At 69.3% G+C, this 16,608-nt stretch carries 16 protein-coding genes and 3 pseudogenes; 11 read left to right on the forward strand and 8 right to left on the reverse strand.

Annotated elements, in window-relative coordinates:
* From AQJ58_RS15740 to AQJ58_RS15755, 4 genes are all read right to left on the reverse strand, one after another.
* Positions 1-1,900, reverse strand: a 1,900-nt coding sequence (locus tag AQJ58_RS15740) for an AAWKG family protein (protein WP_199844593.1), incomplete at its 3' end; no start/stop codon positions are given.
* Between the two features lie 35 nt (positions 1,901-1,935).
* On the reverse strand, positions 1,936-2,379 hold the full coding sequence (locus tag AQJ58_RS15745) for a type VII secretion system-associated protein (protein WP_067250414.1): 444 nt from the start codon (positions 2,377-2,379) through the stop codon (positions 1,936-1,938).
* 99 nt (positions 2,380-2,478) lie between these two features.
* A complete protein-coding gene (locus tag AQJ58_RS15750) occupies positions 2,479-2,802 on the reverse strand; it encodes a WXG100 family type VII secretion target (protein WP_067250417.1) in 324 nt (107 codons plus the stop codon).
* Positions 2,803-2,850: 48 nt separating this feature from the next.
* The gene (locus AQJ58_RS15755) at positions 2,851-3,090 is read right to left on the reverse strand and encodes a hypothetical protein (protein ID WP_234360064.1); all 240 of its coding nucleotides are present in this window, start codon (positions 3,088-3,090) and stop codon (positions 2,851-2,853) included.
* Positions 3,091-3,869: 779 nt separating this feature from the next.
* Here AQJ58_RS15755 and AQJ58_RS45870 point away from each other — a divergent pair.
* Entirely contained in the window at positions 3,870-4,304 is a 435-nt protein-coding gene (locus tag AQJ58_RS45870; RefSeq protein ID WP_420712157.1) for an aminotransferase class V-fold PLP-dependent enzyme, read from the forward strand.
* A 344-nt stretch (positions 4,305-4,648) separates the two neighbouring features.
* Here the strand turns inward: AQJ58_RS45870 and AQJ58_RS15760 are convergent, their stop codons facing one another.
* Positions 4,649-6,919, reverse strand: coding sequence for a helix-turn-helix domain-containing protein (locus AQJ58_RS15760; RefSeq protein ID WP_234360065.1), 2,271 nt, complete (start codon positions 6,917-6,919; stop codon positions 4,649-4,651).
* 167 nt (positions 6,920-7,086) lie between these two features.
* Between AQJ58_RS15760 and AQJ58_RS15765 the strand changes: the two are divergent.
* The 3 genes and pseudogenes from AQJ58_RS15765 to AQJ58_RS15770 form a co-directional block, all read left to right on the forward strand.
* Positions 7,087-7,506: pseudogene (locus AQJ58_RS15765) on the forward strand (alpha/beta fold hydrolase); the annotation flags it as partial.
* Positions 7,494-7,679, forward strand: a pseudogene (locus AQJ58_RS45345) (aminocyclopropane-1-carboxylate deaminase/D-cysteine desulfhydrase family protein); the annotation flags it as partial. The pseudogenes AQJ58_RS15765 and AQJ58_RS45345, both read left to right, overlap by 13 nt.
* A 17-nt stretch (positions 7,680-7,696) precedes the next feature.
* Positions 7,697-8,290 carry a response regulator transcription factor gene (locus AQJ58_RS15770; protein ID WP_079078950.1) on the forward strand — a complete coding sequence of 198 codons (594 nt, stop codon included), beginning with the start codon at positions 7,697-7,699 and terminating at the stop codon, positions 8,288-8,290.
* Between the two features lie 85 nt (positions 8,291-8,375).
* On the opposite strand, the gene AQJ58_RS15775 is transcribed toward AQJ58_RS15770, so the two are convergent.
* Together AQJ58_RS15775 and AQJ58_RS44420 are read right to left on the reverse strand one after the other, a co-directional pair.
* Positions 8,376-8,777, reverse strand: a complete 402-nt coding sequence (locus AQJ58_RS15775) for a type VII secretion system-associated protein (protein WP_067250422.1) — start codon at positions 8,775-8,777, stop codon at positions 8,376-8,378.
* Between the two features lie 98 nt (positions 8,778-8,875).
* Complete coding sequence (locus tag AQJ58_RS44420) at positions 8,876-9,211, reverse strand: WXG100 family type VII secretion target (protein ID WP_067250929.1); 336 nt, start codon at positions 9,209-9,211, stop codon at positions 8,876-8,878.
* A gap of 743 nt (positions 9,212-9,954) precedes the next feature.
* Between AQJ58_RS44420 and AQJ58_RS15785 the strand changes: the two genes are divergently transcribed.
* From AQJ58_RS15785 to AQJ58_RS15805, 5 genes are all read left to right on the forward strand, one after another.
* Positions 9,955-10,329: an XRE family transcriptional regulator gene (locus tag AQJ58_RS15785; protein ID WP_159056250.1), complete on the forward strand. Its 375-nt coding sequence runs from the start codon at positions 9,955-9,957 to the stop codon at positions 10,327-10,329.
* Positions 10,330-10,500: 171 nt separating this feature from the next.
* Positions 10,501-11,241 carry a DJ-1/PfpI family protein gene (locus tag AQJ58_RS15790; RefSeq protein WP_067250427.1) on the forward strand — a complete coding sequence of 247 codons (741 nt, stop codon included), beginning with the start codon at positions 10,501-10,503 and terminating at the stop codon, positions 11,239-11,241.
* A gap of 731 nt (positions 11,242-11,972) precedes the next feature.
* Positions 11,973-12,629: an amidase domain-containing protein gene (locus AQJ58_RS15795; protein ID WP_067250430.1), complete on the forward strand. Its 657-nt coding sequence runs from the start codon at positions 11,973-11,975 to the stop codon at positions 12,627-12,629.
* Between the two features lie 37 nt (positions 12,630-12,666).
* Positions 12,667-13,317, forward strand: a complete 651-nt coding sequence (locus tag AQJ58_RS15800; RefSeq protein WP_067250433.1) for a hypothetical protein — start codon at positions 12,667-12,669, stop codon at positions 13,315-13,317.
* Positions 13,314-14,117, forward strand: a complete 804-nt coding sequence (locus AQJ58_RS15805) for a hypothetical protein (protein ID WP_067250435.1) — start codon at positions 13,314-13,316, stop codon at positions 14,115-14,117. Before AQJ58_RS15800 ends, AQJ58_RS15805 begins: the two co-directional genes overlap by 4 nt.
* Positions 14,118-14,122: 5 nt before the next feature.
* Here the strand turns inward: AQJ58_RS15805 and AQJ58_RS15810 are convergent.
* Positions 14,123-14,614 (reverse strand): annotated as a pseudogene (locus tag AQJ58_RS15810) (FtsK/SpoIIIE domain-containing protein); the annotation flags it as partial.
* A 102-nt stretch (positions 14,615-14,716) separates the two neighbouring features.
* On the opposite strand from AQJ58_RS15810, the gene AQJ58_RS15815 reads away from it, so the two are divergent.
* Both AQJ58_RS15815 and AQJ58_RS15820 read left to right on the forward strand, forming a co-directional pair.
* On the forward strand, positions 14,717-15,664 hold the full coding sequence (locus tag AQJ58_RS15815; RefSeq protein WP_067250441.1) for a 5'-3' exonuclease: 948 nt from the start codon (positions 14,717-14,719) through the stop codon (positions 15,662-15,664).
* Between the two features lie 94 nt (positions 15,665-15,758).
* Entirely contained in the window at positions 15,759-16,604 is an 846-nt protein-coding gene (locus AQJ58_RS15820; RefSeq protein ID WP_067250444.1) for a siderophore-interacting protein, read from the forward strand.
* The last annotated feature ends 4 nt before the right edge of the window (positions 16,605-16,608 follow it).

The following is a 16,608-nucleotide window of genomic DNA, read 5'->3' on the forward strand; positions in this document are numbered from 1 at the left end:
TGGAGCCGCTGGGCGTGGTGACTGTGCCCGGTGACGGAAATGGCTGCGGCATGGGGATGGTCCCGTCGGGGTTGACGGTGTGGACCGACCCGTCCGGGTATTTGGTGGTCAGTGAGCCGTCCGGGTTCAGCACGGTGGTGCTGCCGTCGGGATTCCTGATGCCGCCGGCGGTGTTCTTGGCCGACGGATCGGAGCTGTGCGTGGGGTTCCCGTTGCCGCCGAGGATTCCGCCCAGGTAGCCGCCGATACCCCCCTGGTTCAGGCTGCTGACGGTGTCGCCGATGCCCTTGGTGGCCCCGTTCAGGCCCTTGTTCAGGCCCTGGCCGAAGTCGTTCAGACCCTTGTTCAGGCTGCTGACGTTGTCACCGATGCCCTTGGTGGCACCGTTCAGGCCCTTGCTCATGCCTTCGCCGAAGTCGTTCAGGTTCTTGTTCATGCCCTGGCCGAAGTCGTTCAGGCCCTTGTTCAGCTGGTTACCGAAGCCCCCCAGCCCCTTGCCCATGTTGTTGCCGAAGTCCTCCATGGCCTTGTTCATCTGTTTGCCGAAGCCGCCAAGGCTGTCGAGGGTCTTGCTGAGGGAGTCGCCCTCCTTCTCGGCCTTCTCCTTCGCGAGCCGAGCCTCCTCCTTCCTGTATGCCTCGGTCAGAGGGGTGGTGTCCCTGGTCCGCAGCGCGACTACGACGTCCTTCGAGGTCTGCAGCCATTGATTGCCGAGACGCGACAGGGCGTTGCGGGCCGGCGTCTCGAGGTAGGCATCCTGAGTCTCCCGCCATATCTTGACGGCCCTCTCGCCCAGTCTCTTCCATGCCGAGTCCTTCGTCAGGTCCCCGTAGACGGGATGGACCTGGCGGAAGGCGGCAGTACTGGAATAGGTCGAGGCCAGCTGCGAGCCCATCGGGCCGCTCCCGCCGTCGCGCTTCAGCACATGGGGGAGGTTGTTGGCGATCAGCCACGTGACCAGGTCGTCCAGCAGGCCGTTGACCACGCGGTGCGGGTCATGCAAACCGGAGTCGGCCCAGTCCTGCCACGCGTACTCCAACGTCTTCGCCTGGGCGAGCAGATTGCGCTGCGCGACCGTGACCGCGTGACCAGGTTTGGACGTGGGCAGATAGCCGTCGACCGTGAGGTGTGCGCCCTGGTAGCCCTTGCCCCCGAGCTGGTCGGCGTAACCGGCGTAGTTCGTGTGCAGCTGTTTGACCAGCCCGCGGAAGACCCCGGCGGCCTTTCCGCGCCAGGCGGACCGCTCCGAGCCCAGGGCCTTCTCCCACTGCCCCAGCGTCTCCGCCTGTTGTACGAGGAATGCTTTCGCCCTGTCGAACGACTGCGCCGTACGGGTGAACGACAGCAGATCGACGGCGCTGCTGTCCGGCACGGACTGTCCGGCGTAGCTGAAGTCCTTGGTGCTGTACTCATCGGTGAGCGCCCCCAGCGCTCTCCTGCCTCCGAAGATGTACCGGGCCATGTCGGACGCGTCCCACTGGATTTTTTCGATGCCGGTGAAGGTGTTGTTGTCACCCCACCCCTCGCCCAGGGGGTCGTCTCTCTCGGAGAAGAACGTGGCCCGGCCATTCGCGTCGGGGATGACGCCGATCATCACGATCCGGACCCGATGCATCTTCATGCCGCCGTCGTGACTGCCGTCACCGCCCGAGGAGGAGTAGAAGACTATGTCGTAGTCCTCGCCCTTGCGCTGGTTTCGGCCTTGGACGCCCTGCCGCAGGCCGAGGTCGCCCTGCTGCACGGCCCTCATGTCAAGGGACTGGATGCCGTGCCGGAAGAGGGGGACACCCTCGCCGCTCTTGAGCTTCTCGAACAGCTTGCCCCGTTCGGGCATGGTGTACCCGGTGAAGAGGGACACGGCCCGGGACCAGTAGTCGTCTTCGGAGGTGTTGTCAGCCACAGCGGGGAACTCCCGGGAGGAGGAGGGGGGACGGCTCAGGATCGGGAGGTCGGACGGTCGGCCAGGTCGTTGTCGACGTCCGAGAAGGCGTCGAGCAGCTTCTCGCCCTCGATGGCGGTCAGACTGTCGCTCTGGTTCCTCAGCAGCGTGTCGATGGTCCTCTGCAGGTCGCTCTCGATGTCCTTGAACAGGATCTGCTGTGCCGCGAAGACGTCGTCGACGGACTTGGCTGCCTTGGTCAGCCCCTCGACCAGGGTCTTGCCGTGCGTCAGCTCGTCGCCGGCCATGGTGCCCACGGCGAGGACCGGGTTCTGGTTCAGCGTGTCGCCAGTGGTGCGTCCCTCCACCAGACTCCTGAGCGCGGGCACGGAGGACGTGTCCTCGCGGATCGCCTTCAGCGCCCTGCTGAACTCGGCCACCTCTTCGATGAACCTTTTCAGTTCCCCGGCGTTGAGGTGCGTCAGATCGAGATCGGTCACTGTCAGTCTCCTGAGTACTCGCCCGCCGCCCGGAACGGGGCGCCGGGCGGCGGGCGGTGGCGCGAGCGAGGGGGAGTGCTCGCGCCGGCTGTGGGTGGCTCAGCGGCCGATGGTGACCTCGGACCACATCTGGGACAGGGAGTTCTCGCTGTACTTGTAGTTGGCGGAGATGTCCGTCAGCAGGCCGGCGTGCGAGGTGAGCAGCTGCTCCATGTTCCGCACGGCCTGGTCCCACGCGGCCTGCTTCTGCCGGTAGACGTCGGCGTCGGCGCCGTACCAGGTGCTCTTCAGCTCGCTGAGTTCCGCCTCCAGATTCGCCAGGGTGGCGGCGATCGCCCTGGTCTGGCTGACCATGTCGTCCGCCGCGTTCTGCACGTGGGAGTAGGCGACGTAGATGTGTCCGTCGGTGAGGTTGTCACTCATCAGAAGTCTCGTCTCGGTCGTCGGTGCGGGGAGGGGGCGGCGCGCGGATCAGCCGGTCAGCTGCTGGAAGACCGCATCCGAGGCGTGGGAGGCGTGGGTGATGGCCTCTCCCGCGGAGGTCTGGGTCTGCTGGTGCTGTTTCAGGCTCAGTTCGAGCGCGTCGACCATGTCCTGGAGGTTCTTCTGGATGACGCCGCACTGCTCGTCCCACATCCTCAGCAGCTCACCGAACTGCCCTCCGTCACTGCCCTGGTACGCCGCGGAGAGGTTGCCACGGGTGGCATCCACGTCCTCACGGCACCGCGTGACGCCGTTGCGAGCGGCCTCCAGTGCCTGAATGCCGTTCCGGGTCGACTGTGCACTCGACTGCTGTCCGCCGCCTGCCATTGGGCTGCTCCTGGGTGTGATGAGTCGCTGGGAGAGATTGGCATGAAGTTAGAGCTCAACCCCATGGGGAGCGGTTCCGATTGAGGAATTTCTGAGCCATCGGTCCCTGAGAAGTTGCCCTTTCGTGTATCCGCCCTGCATCGCAGGCCCGCGCCTGACCCAGTGGCCCAGCGGGAATGGCGATCCTGGACCGCAGGGTTCAGCTCCCGGTCCAGCAGCAGGCCCCGGACGGAGTCAGGCGCTTCACGTTTCAGGCCATGACGCCAAGCGCGAGATCGGTCCGTGTACTCGGAGACCGGATGGCTGAAGGCAGGCCCGAACGGGACGATCACCTTCCCGTCCCGCCCTTTCCCGCTGCCGAGTGCTCAGAGGGGCCTGTGGGGTGCCTTAGCTTCACCGGTATTGAGGCTGGTGGAGCTCGCTGATGAGCAGTTGTGCCGCTCGGGCGCATCCTTCCCGTGTCGGTGGCGGCCGACGGCACCCCACCGAGGCACCTGCCCGCCCGGTGTCAGGAGTCAGCGTGAGCTCACTGCACGAGAGAGCTGAGGAATCCGGCTATGCGTACACCGTCGCTTACATCCGGAGACGTCCCGGGTGATCACTGTCCCGGGCTGATGCCGATCCCCCCGCCGGCTCCCGAGGCCGCCGAATCCGAGCTGATACGGCGCACGCGCGCGGCCATGGTGGGAAGGACGACGGAGGTGGCGGGGCCGTACGGGCCCTGTCCTCTGGTCTATGCCGACTGGACCGCGAGCGGGCGGGCGCTCACGTTCGTCGAGGACGCCATCCGCGATGAGGTCGTTCCGCGCTACGCCAATACACACACGGAGGCGACGCTGACCGGCCGGGTCACCACGGCTCGGCGCGAGGAGGCCAGACGCCTGGTCGCACAGGCGATCGGCGCCGACGACAGCGTCTGCGTCCTGTTCTGCGGCTCGGGGGCCACCTCGGCGGTGGACCGGCTGATTACCCTACTCGGCCTGCGATTGCCCGAGGCGTGTGCCAGGGCTTGTTGTGTGGCCTCACGCCCGAGACGGCCTCCAGGACGAAGGGGACGCCGTCGACGGACTACCGGATCCGAGCCCGACCCCGCTACGACCCCACCCCCCGTCTGACGGCTCGCGGCGCCGGGAGCGACTTGCGGCCCGGCCTGCCCGGCCACCGGATTACCGGATACCAGGCGACCCCGACCCCCGCGCCGCCCACGGCCGCGTCTGACCGCTCACATCGCTGGGAGCGACTTGTCGCCTGGCCTGCCCGGCCACCGGATCCCGGCCGACCCCGGCCCCGGCCGCGGAGCGACTTGCGGCCCGGCCTGCCCGGCCACCGGATTACCGGATACCAGGCGACCCCGACCCCCGGCGCCGCCCACGGCCGCGTCTGACGGCTTGCGCCGCCGGAGGCGACCCGCTGCTCGGCCGGCCCGGCCGCCAGGCCGGCGGATCTCAGCCGACCCCGGCTACGACCCCGCCCCCGGCTGACCGCTCACGTTGCCGGGAGCGACCTGCTGCCCGGCCTTCCCCGCTGAGCGGGTCCGGTCGATCGACGTTGCCGTCCCGGCGGCGGATTTGCTGTCGCCTATCTCGGTGAACAGGCGGTGCGCCCGGATGTAGTGCTCGTGGGCCTCGGGGAGTTCGCCGATGTGTTCCAGGGCCGCGGCCAGGCCGGAGTGGACCGTGGCGCGGAAGTGGTCGCTGTCCTTGTAGGCGGGCGGGGCAGTGATGGCCCGGAAGGCCTGCACCGCCTCGGGCCAGCGGTGCAGGGCCGACAGGTCGTAGGCCATCTCGGTCTGGATGAGGGCCTGGGAGACGGCGTTGAGGCCTGGTACGTCTCCGGCGGAGCCGCCGAGCAAGGAGCGGTGGATGGCCAGCGCCTCCTCGGGGCGGCCGGCCTCGCGCAGTGCGCTGGCGAGCTTCCGCCGCGTGATCGCCGCGCCGGTGGTGTCATTGATGGCCTCGAAGAGCTCCACCGACTTCCCTGCCGACTCGGCCGCCTCCGCGGGGCGGCCCAGATTCATGCAGGCACTGCTGATGTAGCTCCATGCCCAGGCTTGGAGTGCCGTCTCGCCGGTCTCCTCCGCCAAACGCAGGGCCTGCCGGGCGAGTTCCTCGCAGCGCGCGTACTCGTAGGCGCCCACCCAGTGCGCCCATGCCAGGCAGTTCAGCTGGTGCGCCTCAGCCGCGCGGTCGCCGAGGGCGGCCGCGGACCGGACGCCGTACGTGAACAGGGTCCGCCACTCGGGCGACTTCTCCCAGCGGTCGGAGAACCAGTACAGGGTGCGGGCCGTGTGGAGGATCTCCGCGTGCCGGTCCGCCGCGGACATGAGGGGCAATGCCCCGACCCAGTGGGCGCGTTCGGCTCTCAGCCACTCCTCCGCCTCCTCGGCGGACTCGGGGGTGAAGGGGGCGGGCTCGCCCGGCCACGGCTCCGGCGCGCCGGGCGCCTCGAACCAGCGGCCCGCCGCGGAGGCCGAGCGCAGGAGCCAGTCGGCCATGCGGAGCCGGACTTCCGCGACCGCCGACTCCGTCTCCTCGGCGTGCAGTTGCTCGCGGGCGAAGAGCCGTACCAGGTCGTGCAGGTCGTAGCGGCCGGGTGTCGGTTCTTCCAGCAGACCGCGGTCGACCAGCAGGTCGAGGGAGTCCTCGACCGCGAGCGGGTCGTCGTCGCCGGTCAGGAGGGCGGCCAGGTCCGGGCCGGTGTCGCGGCCGGGCAGCAGGGCGAGCCGGCGCAACAGCAGCCGGTGGGGGCCGGTGAGCTGGCCGTAGGAGAGGGCGAGGGCGCTGCGCACGGCGAGGTCGCCCGCGATCAGTCCGTTCAACCGCCGTTCCTCGTCGCCGAGTTGGTCGGCCAGACGGGACGGCGGCCAGCCCGGCCGGCTGGAGAGGCGGTTGCCGACGATCCGCAGGGCCAGCGGCAGATGCCCGCACAGCCCGGTCAGCCGGGCGATCGCCTGGGACTGGCCGCCGGTGCGCGCGGCCCCGAGGATCCGCTCCAGCAGCGCCGCCGACTCGTGGCCGCTGAGCCCGCCGAGCCTGATCCGCCGTACGCCTTCCAGACCGGCCAGCGGCCGTCTGCTGGTGACCAGCACGAAACTGCCCTCGGCGTCCGGCAGCAGCGGCCTGGTGCGTTCCTCGTCGGCCGCGTCGTCGAGGACGACCAGGGCCCGCCGGGCGCCCAGGGTGGCCCGGTAGACGGCTTCCCGGGCGACCGAGTCCACCGGGATCCGCTCGGGGGGATGACCGAGGGCCGTCAGCAACAGGACCAACGCCTCGGCGGCGGGCAGCGGCGCGTCGCTCATGCCGTGCAGCCGCACGCTGACACAGCCGTCCGGGAAGTGCCCGGCCAGCCGCCTGGCGGCCTCCGCGGCGAGTGTCGTCTTGCCCTGCCCGCCCGGCCCGAACAGCACCACGGCCCGGGTGCCGGCACCGGTGACGAGCGCCTCCAGATCCGCCAGCTCCTGCTCCCGGCCGGTGAAGTCGGCGACGGTGCGCAGGAGATACGGCGACGGGCTCGGGCCGCCGCGTTCCCGGCCGGCGTCGGCCAGGCGCTGGAGGCGCTCGCGCTGCTCGCCGTCCAGCGCGAGCGCGGCCGCGAGCGCGTCGACGGTACGGCGCTGCGGTCCGCGGCTGCGTCCGCGCTCCATGTCGCCGAGCGCGCGGACACTGACTCCGGACGCCCCGGACAGTTCTTCCAGGGTCATCCGGGCGGCCCGGCGCAGGGATCGCAGCATCACCCCGAAGGGAGTGCCGCCTGGGGACGTGTCGGAAGCATGACTGGTCATCACGACATTACAGTAAGCGCGGTCTACTTCTGCCTGGCTTTCTGCCTGGTGAGGTCCCCTCGCTCGTGGTGCGCTGGACCCAGTACCCGAACTCCCGTCCATGGTGGGGAACCGACATGCCGTACATCACCGTCGGCCAAGAGAACAGCGCGCCCATCGAGCTCTCCTACGAGGACCACGGCACCGGACAGCCCGTCGTGCTCATACCCGGCTGTGCGCTCGACGGCCACTCCTGGGAGCGGCAGGTGCCCGCCCTGATGGAGGCCGGCCACCCGGTCATCACCTACGACCGGCGCGACTTCGGCCGCTCCTCGCAGCCGACCAAGGGCAACGACTACGACACCTTCGCCGCCGACCTCGACAAGGTGCTGACCACGCCGGCCCTGACGGACGCCGTCCTCGTCGGCTTCTCCACGGGCACCGGTGAGGCGGGCCGCCACCTGGGCACCTACGGTTCGGGCCGGGTGGCGAAGGCCGCCTTCCTGGCGTCCGTCGAGCCCTTCCTGCTCAAGACCGACGACCCCGCCGGCGCCGACGCACGGAGAGCATGGTCACCGACACCGTCCACGAGGGGAAGTCGATGGCCGCGATGATCGACCTCGTCACACGCGGTGAGATCGAAGACGACTCGACCGTGCTCTGCGCCCACCTCGGCGGACAGCCCGCGCTGAACGCGCACAGCGCCCTGCCCTTGGGCGGAAGGCATTGAGAACAGTCCGTGCAGCCGTGCACGCCGCAGATCCGCTGACCAAGATCGGTCTGATGACGTGCTTGGAGGAGAGTCCCCAGATCACCCTGACGGCCATGGCGGAGGCCATGACCGTGGTGGTCGCGGTCAAGGCGGTCGATTCCTCGGCGCTGGAACTGCTGCGCGGTCTACCCGCACCGGCGGGCAGTCGCTTTGTGCTGGTGGTGAGCGGCGGCTGGCACGCTGACCCGGCAGCCGTCGCAGCGCATGGGATACGGGCGGTGCTGTGGCGTGCCGAGGTGGATGCGGCAGCGCTGGCGCGGGCGGTGTGTGACGTGGTGGCAGGGCGGGCGTATCTGCCGCCGGTCGTCCAGGGAAGGCTGATGGATCAGATGGACCGCATCCAACGCGAGGTCCTTGGCCCCAGGGGCCTGACCGCCTCCGGGCTCAGCAGCCGGGAGATCACTGTTCTACAGCTGCTCTCGGAAGGATTCACCCTGCCGGAGATCGCCGCCAAGCTGAGCTACTCCGAGCGCACCATCAAGAACATCCTCTCCGCCGTGCAGATCCGCCTCGGGCAGCGCAACCGCGTGCAAGCGGTGTCGTACGCCATCCGCAGCGGACTCATCTGACCGGCGGCCTCGGGTCCGGCTCTGCTGCTTGCTCATCGTCGGACGGCTGTGGTGCCCAGCCGTTCCTCGTACCCAAAGGCACCGCTCAGGCAGCCTGTTTCGTGCAGACCTTCCTATGCAGCCAGCTCCTCGGTGAAGCCGGCCCAGTAGTCAGCGTGTCGATGGTCGTCTGCAGGTCGCTCTCGATGTCCTTGAACAGGGTCTGCTGTGCCGCGAAGACGTCGTCGACGGACTTGGCTGCCTTGGTCAGCCCCTCGACCAGGGTCTTGCCGTGCGTCAGTTCGTCGCCGGCCATGGTGCCGACGGCGAGGACCGGGTTCTGGTTCAGCGTGTCGCCAGTGGTGCGTCCCTCCACCAGACTCCTGAGCGCGGGCACGGAGGACGTGTCCTCGCGGATCGCCTTCAGCGCCTTGCTGAACTCGGCCACCTCTTCGATGAACCTGTTCAGTTCCCTGGCGTTGAGGTGCGTCAGATCGAGATCGGTCACTGTCAGTCTCCTGAGTACTCGCCCGCCGCCCGGAACGGGGGCCGGGCGGCGGGCGGTGGCGCGAGCGAGGGGGAGTGCTCGCGCCGGCTGTGGGTGGCTCAGCGGCCCATGGTGACCTCGGACCACATCTGGGACAGGGAGTTCTCGCTGTACTTGTAGTTGGCGGAGATGTCCGTCAGCAGGCCGGCGTGCGAGGTGAGCAGCTGCTCCATGTTCCGCACGGCACCCTGGTCCCGCGCGGCCTGCTTCTGCCGGTAGACGTCGGCGTCGGCGCCGTACCAGGTGCTCTTCAGCTCGCTGAGTTCCGCCTCCAGATTCGCCAGGGTGGCGGCGATCGCCCTGGTCTGGCTGACCATGTCGTCCGCCGCGTTCTGCACGTGGGAGTAGGCGACGTAGATGTGTCCGTCGGTGAGGTTGTCACGGGTGGCATCCACGTCCTGACGGCACCGCGTGACGCCGTTGCGAGCGGATTCCAGTGCCTGGATGCCGTTCCGGGTCGACTGTGCACTCGACTGCTGTCCGCCGCCTGCCATGAGTCTGCTCCTTGGGTGATGAGTCGCTGGGAGAGATTGGCATGACATTAGGGCCCAACTCCGAAGTAACTAAAGGCTGTTGAGCAAATTCTGAGCTTTCACCCATTAAATGATCCGGCCTTTTTTTAAGCACCCCTGAACCGCATGCCCAAAGGGGAAAATCACTTTCCTCTTCGTCCCTCCCCCACCTTCGACGGATCACAACAGCTGCGGGACAGACGTAATGTGACGGACGGCCACCCGATCTCCCGAGCACCGAGGCGGCCACCGCCGGCCGGTCACCTCAGGACACACCCCCCGTTCCGGGGAGACCGCCGGCCACCTGCCTGGCCGCCTGGGCCGAGCACCCTCGCCCCGATGCGTTCGAGCCGATCCGGCAGCAATCCCGGACGGCGGGGGAGCTCGCTGTCGAGCCCGGCTGCCTCTTGCAGCCGCCGAAAGCGCAACGTCGCGCGTCGGCAAGGAAGTCGAACCCACTCTTAAGCCGTTCCTCCCCGGTGGCGCCATCCGGACCACCGCGGGAATGGCCCGCACCCGCACGGAAGCACCGAGGCATGGACCGACCGTTGTTCAACTCAGCCAACGCCCTGTCCGCACGTCGGCACCTGGGAATGTTGCCGCACGATGTGGCCAGGGAGATGACGGTGCTAGGCGCCCCTGTCGATCCCGAACTGGTCGGCGCCTGGGAGAGCGGCACGTACCGCCCCACCGAGAACGAGCTGTTCGCCCTCGCGGACGTCCTCTGGTGCCGGACCACCGAACTGATGGGCATCGACGAACCCCGCACCCTGGCCGAGCACCGACTCGCCCGGCAGTTCAGCGTGCCGCGGCTGACCCGGACCATCAAAATGGACACCACCGAATACCTCAAGGCCGAGGCGGAGAACCGGTGGCCGGGGAATTTCCGCCAGACACTCTCCCTTCTGCACGCGCTGAACATCTCCCTGCGGCAATTGGAGGCCGCCACCGGTCCCTGCGACGCGATGTACGGCACGTCCTTCTCCGAAGTGGACCAGTAGAGAAGGACTGATGTCCGGCCGGCCGGACATGAAAGGGAACGTGCCGTCGCAATGCAGCAGGCCTTTACGTATGCCCCTACGCCCTGGCCGCTCCCCGGACGGCCCGCAGCCGTACCCCCGAGCGGCCCCGCCCACCACCGCCCCGAGCGGCCCCGAACCTGGGAGCACGACATGTCCCTCACCTCCGCTGCCCAGCCGACGCCGCGGACACAGCCGTCGCAGCCGACGCGGACCATCGCCTTCGTCGCCTACCCGGGGCTCACGCTCCTGGACCTGGTCGGACCGTTGCAGGTGTTCTCGGCGCTGCAGAGCGTCCGCGACGGCTTTCGGGTGGTGGTCGTGGGCGAGCGGCTCCGGGTGATGGGGACCGACACCCCGCTCGACGTGGTGCCCGACAGCACCTTCGACTACACCATAGACCCCTACGCGGTGGTGGTACCCGGGGGTCCGGTCTCCACGCTTTCGGCCATGGCGGACCAGCGCCTGCTCGACGGCATTCGCCGGGTGGCGGCGAACGCGGAGGTCGTCGGCTCCGTCTGCACCGGCTCCCTGCTGCTGGGCGCCGCGGGGCTGCTGGACGGCCGCCGCGCCACCACCCACTGGATGTTCCGGGACCTGCTCACCGCCTTCGGGGCGACACCGGTCGCCGAACGCTGGGTGGAGGACGGCCCGTACCTCACGGCCGCCGGCGTCTCGGCGGGCATCGACATGGCGCTCCACCTCGTGAGCCGCATGACCGACGAGCAGACCGCCCGGGAGATACAGCTCCTGATCGAGTACGACCCCCAGCCACCCTTCGGCGGCATCGACTGGGGCACCGTCGACATCGAGAGCCATGCGCCCATCGCGCAGCAGTTCCTCACCGAGGCACTCACCGGCCACCCCGATCTCCTCGCGCTGCTCCGCGGGTGAGGATCAGTGACGCGTGGTCAGGCGCCGTAATTCATAGGGCAGCAGGGGGTATGCCGCTTCCTGTGCGACGCGTGTACGGCCGACCTCCGGAGCATCCACGGCACCCCTTCCCGGCGGTCCAGCGCGACGAGCAACTCGCCTGCCGCGTCGACGGCACCCGCGCCGAAGACCCGCGGGGCGGCCTGACGCCGCACTTCACTACCAACCTCTCCCGTCGCGGCCAAGAGCACGGGGTCAGTGGAGGCCGGCCCCGCCGTCACGGCCGCCCATGAGCGATCGGCTCGCTCACGATCCGAGCGCCATCCGTACAGCACCACCGTCACCTGCACCCGGCCAGCAAGATGAGGAGTCCCTTCACCATGACCGAGCACAGCACCCGCGCTGTCCGGTTCGCCGCCGCCTACGCCCTGCTGCGCATGGCTGCGGACCTCGGGGACCACTGGGTCGCCGGTGTCTCGCTCCCGGTTGAAAGCCGACGCTTGAGGCCTCGTCGCCGATGTGCTTGGCGCCGACGCTCACAAATGTGACAGCGACAGGTCTCGGAACCGTACCGATCCGCAAGCCATCGGTCGATCAAGTTATGGGCGAATGCGCTGAGTTGGGAGGGGAAATCGGGGACGGATCCGAATCAATCCACACCCTGCCAGAAGTTTTTCACCCCAGGATCTTCACTGTACTCTCACAGCCCACGACAAGGTGCATGACCAGCACGTCGCAACGGGAGAACCACTGTGCCCACTTCACGGGTTCGGCGTCATCTCGCCTCCACCCTGACCTTCGCCCTCACCGTTTCCACTCTGTGCCTCGCGACCGGCCCGGCCGTGGCCTACGACGGCGCCGGGGCGGCCAAGTACGCGGACACATACGCGATCCAGAACAACACCCCGGCCTACCCCGTATTCGGTGGGGACTGTACCAACTTCGTGTCCCAGGCCGCTCACATCGGCGGCAAGTACCCTTTCCGGAACGCCTACACCAACGCGTCCAGTGACAAGTCCTGGTGGATCAAGGGCGCGGGCACCCACAACGACGACTTCACGTGGGCCAACGCCTGGGCCGCTGCGGACGGTTACTACCGTTTCCTGATCGCGGACAATCCCGGCGGCCATCCCGCGGGCACCGCCCCGGGGTCGTCGACCGACTACTGGACGCCCGACAAGGTGACGGCCGGCGACGTCCTGTTCTACGACTGGGGTCAGGGCGAGGGCGTCAGCCACGCGTCCATGCAGGTCGGCCACGGCGTCGACCCAAGCAGCCCCGGCTGGAAGGGCAACTACGTGGACCAGCACACCACGAACCGCTACCACGCCTTCTGGTCCCTCAAGCCATACAACGCGGCCTGGGCGACGACCACGATCTACTTCATGGACATTGACGCCGCGAACTGACCCCCCGGCTGAACGATCCTGCACCTCGGAGGTAGCAGTGCCCCCCACCAAGAACACCTCAAGGACGCCCGCGCTGGCCGGAGCCCTGGCCGTTGCGGTCGCCGGTGGTGTCATCGCCCTCGGCGGCGCCGGATCCGCGGCCGGCGGCCAGGACACCGTCGACGGTCTGGTCAAGTCCGACTCCCGGGAGCTGTCCGGGGTCAAGAGCGCCTTCACCGCAGCCGTAAAGGCCTCCCGTGCCGTCCAGGCACCCCCCGCTTCCGCCGTCGGTGACACCTCCAAGCTCGCCGCCGGTGAGCCCGCCCCGATGGTCGCAGCCACCGCGCGCAAGAAGCAGCTTTCCGACGGGGTGTCGCTGCTCGGCCGTTACTTCACGCCCGCCCAGGCCAAAAAGGAGGAGAACGGCCTGCACAACGCCGTCACCGCGGAGGCGGACCCCGGCTTCCGCAACCTGGGCAGCGGCGCGTCGAAGGTGGTCTTCACCCGGGTCGGCGTCTCCGGAGCCACCGCGACCGTTCAGGCCGAGGTCACCATCTGGGCGAAGTTCCAGCAGAAGGTGAACGGAAGCTGGGCCACCGCCCACCCCGTGAACGTCATGAACTACACGGCCACGCTGATCAGGAACAGTGAGGGCAAGTGGCTGGTCAGCTCCATGACCGGCGACTTCGCCCCTGGTGAGGCGCCGTGAGGCTCGCCCGCCTCGCCGCCGGTGGTCTGGCTCCCGTCCTGACCGCCGGCTGCGCCTACACCGCCGCCGCGCCGAGCGCTCAGCAGCAGGTCGTCGACGAACTGCGCGGTGCCTATCAACACATCACTGCCCTCCCCGCTGTTACGGCGGCGGTCACCGAGACCGTCCAGTCGGGCACCGTCGCGGTGACCCAGGGAAAGGGAACGCTCACCTGGGAGTTCCCGCGCAGGACCGGCGAGACATCACTGACCGTGGCCGGCGACACCACCGTCGTCGCCGTACGGGCCGGGGACACCTTCTTCGAGGGCCGGAACCACAAGACCCTCGCGGGTAGCGGACGCGACCTCACCGATGACGGACGGACCGCCCCGCAGTCGATGCCGCAGATCCAGGCACCGGGGCTGGACCCGTTCCAGCTGATGGTCCTGCTGGACGGCACCCGGTGGCCCGACGCCGTCGTGACCTCGCAGCCGGTGGTCACCTCCGACGACAGCGGCCAGCACATCGAGTACCAGCTGGGAGTCGACACCGCCCGGCTCGCCGCCCACCAGCGCCCCGCCGACCGTGCCTGGCTGCGGGAGATGTCCAGGCAGCCGGGAGGGAAGGTCGTCAGCCTGGTTGCCACCCTGAAGCAGGGCCGTGTCGCCACGCTCACCGCTGTGCTGCCCGTGGCCAAACCGTCGTCGACCCCGACCACGAAACTGACCGGTCCCGCACCCGCGGTCAAGCCGGTGACGGTCGTGGTCGCTGCGGTGTTCTCCTATGAGAAGAGGCCGACGCGGATCGCGGTACCCTCCTAGCCTGGTCTGGGCCCCGTCCACCAGTCCGCGAGGCGCATCCGGGCCGGAGTGCTGTCCGGTCCGGGCATGCGGGTCTTGATGGCCCGGTCCGAACCGCTCACCAGCTCCCGCAGGGCATCAAGCGACCCCGCGTGCCCGAGGCGGTATTCCTCCGGCACCGCCTCGACCAGCGTGCGACGGTAGTCCACCGCCAGGACGCGGGCCTCGCTGGGCGTGTAGCGGGCGGTGACGGCCGAGGCGACCAGCCGCAGCAGGTTGGTCTTCCCGCTCTCCGTGTCGCCGACGGCGATCAGGTGCGGCGTACGGCTGAAGTCGTGCCACACCGGCAACAGGGTCGTCTCGTCGAGCCCCAGCGGAATCCGCAGTCCGTCGGCCAGTTCCGCCTCTGGCAGTTCGGAGAGGGACAACCGGTGCGGCAGCGTTCGCACGGGCGGTGCGGAAGGGCCCGACCAGCATCCGGTGACCCTCTCCACCAGCCCGGCCACTCCCTCGGTGAGATCGGCCTTCTGACCCCAGACGGCCACACGAACGCCCTCGGGATATCCGGGGGCGTTCGTCGTTCTCGCACGTCCAGCGGGCAGCAGTGCGATCCTGACCGCATGACCACCAGATCGGTAAAGCGCCTTTTGCTAGACACCCCATCGCTCTACTTCCGCGCCTACTTCGGCGTCCCGGACTCCGTGAAGGCGCCGGACGGCACTCCGGTGAACGCCGTGCGCGGACTGCTCGACTTCATCGACCGCCTGGTCAAGGACCACCGGCCGGACGAGCTGGTGGCCTGCATGGACGCCGACTGGCGCCCGAAGTGGCGGGTCGACCTCATCCCCTCCTACAAGGCGCACCGCGTCGCCGAGGAGCGCCCGGTGGGACCGGACGAGGAGGAGGTGCCGGACACGCTCTCGCCCCAGGTGCCGGTGATCGAGGCGGTGCTGGACGCGCTGGGCATCGCACGGGTGGGGGTCGCCGGCTACGAGGCGGACGACGTGATCGGCACGTTCACCGCGCGGGCGACGGGCCCCGTCGACATCGTCACTGGCGACCGCGACCTGTACCAGCTGGTGGACGACGCGCGCGGGGTGCGGGTGCTGTACCCGCTCAAGGGCGTCGGCACGCTCCAGACGACCGACGAGGCGTGGCTGCGAGAGAAGTACGGGGTCGACGGGCGCGGTTACGCCGATCTCGCGCTGCTGCGCGGCGACCCGAGCGACGGACTGCCGGGGGTGCCGGGCATCGGGGAGAAGACGGCGGCCAAGCTGCTGGCCGAATTCGGCGACCTCGCCGGGATCATGGCGGCGGTCGACGACCCGAAGGCGAAGCTCACCCCCGCGCAGCGCAGGCGGCTTCACGAGGCGCGGCCGTACGTCGCGGTCGCCCCCCGGGTGGTCAGGGTCGCCGGCGACGTCCCGCTGCCGGACGTGAACGTTTCTTTGCCCCACGCGCCACGGGACGGGGCGACACTGGAGGCGCTCGCGGAGCGCTGGGGGCTCGGCGGTTCACTGCAGCGCCTGCTGCTGACCCTGGGGTCGACCGGGGCGGCCGGCGCATGAGTCATGCTCTCGCCGCACCTCGTCCGGGGGAGGCGCCGCCGGGGGGAAAGGTGCTAACTTAGGTAAACCTAACCATAGAGCATGGGAGGCCGTCATGGCAGAACGTCCGGCACGCACGCCGCGCACGCCCCACGCCGCGCAGGTCGTCCGCACCGAACGGCTGACCCCGCACATGCAGCGTGTGGTGCTCGGCGGCGAGGGCCTGGCCGAGTTCTCGGCGGGCACCTGCACGGACCACTACGTGAAGCTCCTCTTCGGCCCCGGGGGTGTGACCTACCCCGAGCCCTTCGACCTGGAGCGGATCCGCGCCGAGTTCCCGCGCGAGCAGTGGCCCGTGACCCGGACGTACACCGTGCGGGCCTGGAACCCCGAACACCGCGAACTGACCCTGGACTTCGTGATCCACGGCGACGAGGGCCTGGCCGGGCCGTGGGCGGCGCGCGTCCAGCCGGGCGAGACCGTCCGCTTCATGGGCCCCGGCGGCGCCTACACCCCCGACACCGGGGCCGACTGGCATCTGTTCGCCGGTGACGAGAGCGCCCTGCCGGCCATCGCGGCCGCGCTGGAGTCGCTGCCCTCCGGTGCGGTGGCGCACGCCTTCATCGAGGTCGACGGCCCCCAGGAGGAGCAGAAGATCGACTCCGACGTGGAGGTCGTCTGGCTGCACCGCGACGGCCGGCCGGTCGGTGAGCGGCTGGTCGAGGCCGTGACCGCGCTGGAGTTCCCCGAGGGCCGCGTGCACGCCTTCGTGCACGGCGAGGCGGCGGCCGTGAAGGAGCTGCGCCGACTGCTCCGCGTCGAGCTGGCGGTGCCGCGCGAGGATCTGTCGATCTCCGGCTACTGGCGGCTCGGCCACAACGAGGACGGCTGGCAGGCCTCGAAGCGGGACTGGAACGCGCGCGTGGAGGCCGAGCAGGAGGGCGCGGCACCGGCCGCGTAGCCCC

Source organism: Streptomyces sp. DSM 15324, from assembly GCF_001514285.1.
In the GTDB taxonomy this organism is placed as follows: domain Bacteria; phylum Actinomycetota; class Actinomycetes; order Streptomycetales; family Streptomycetaceae; genus Streptomyces.

Bases quoted from the DNA above. Each gene is read 5' to 3' on its own strand.
- AQJ58_RS15750 (WP_067250417.1), bottom strand. From the start codon at position 2,802: ATGAGTGACAACCTCACCGACGGACACATCTACGTCGCCTACTCCCAC.
- AQJ58_RS45870 (WP_420712157.1), top strand. From the start codon at position 3,870: ATGGTGGGAAGGACGACGGAGGTGGCGGGGCCGTACGGGCCCTGTCCT.
- AQJ58_RS15760 (WP_234360065.1), bottom strand. From the start codon at position 6,919: ATGCTGCGATCCCTGCGCCGGGCCGCCCGGATGACCCTGGAAGAACTG.
- AQJ58_RS15790 (WP_067250427.1), top strand. From the start codon at position 10,501: ATGTCCCTCACCTCCGCTGCCCAGCCGACGCCGCGGACACAGCCGTCG.
- AQJ58_RS15815 (WP_067250441.1), top strand. From the start codon at position 14,717: ATGACCACCAGATCGGTAAAGCGCCTTTTGCTAGACACCCCATCGCTC.
- AQJ58_RS15820 (WP_067250444.1), top strand. From the start codon at position 15,759: ATGGCAGAACGTCCGGCACGCACGCCGCGCACGCCCCACGCCGCGCAG.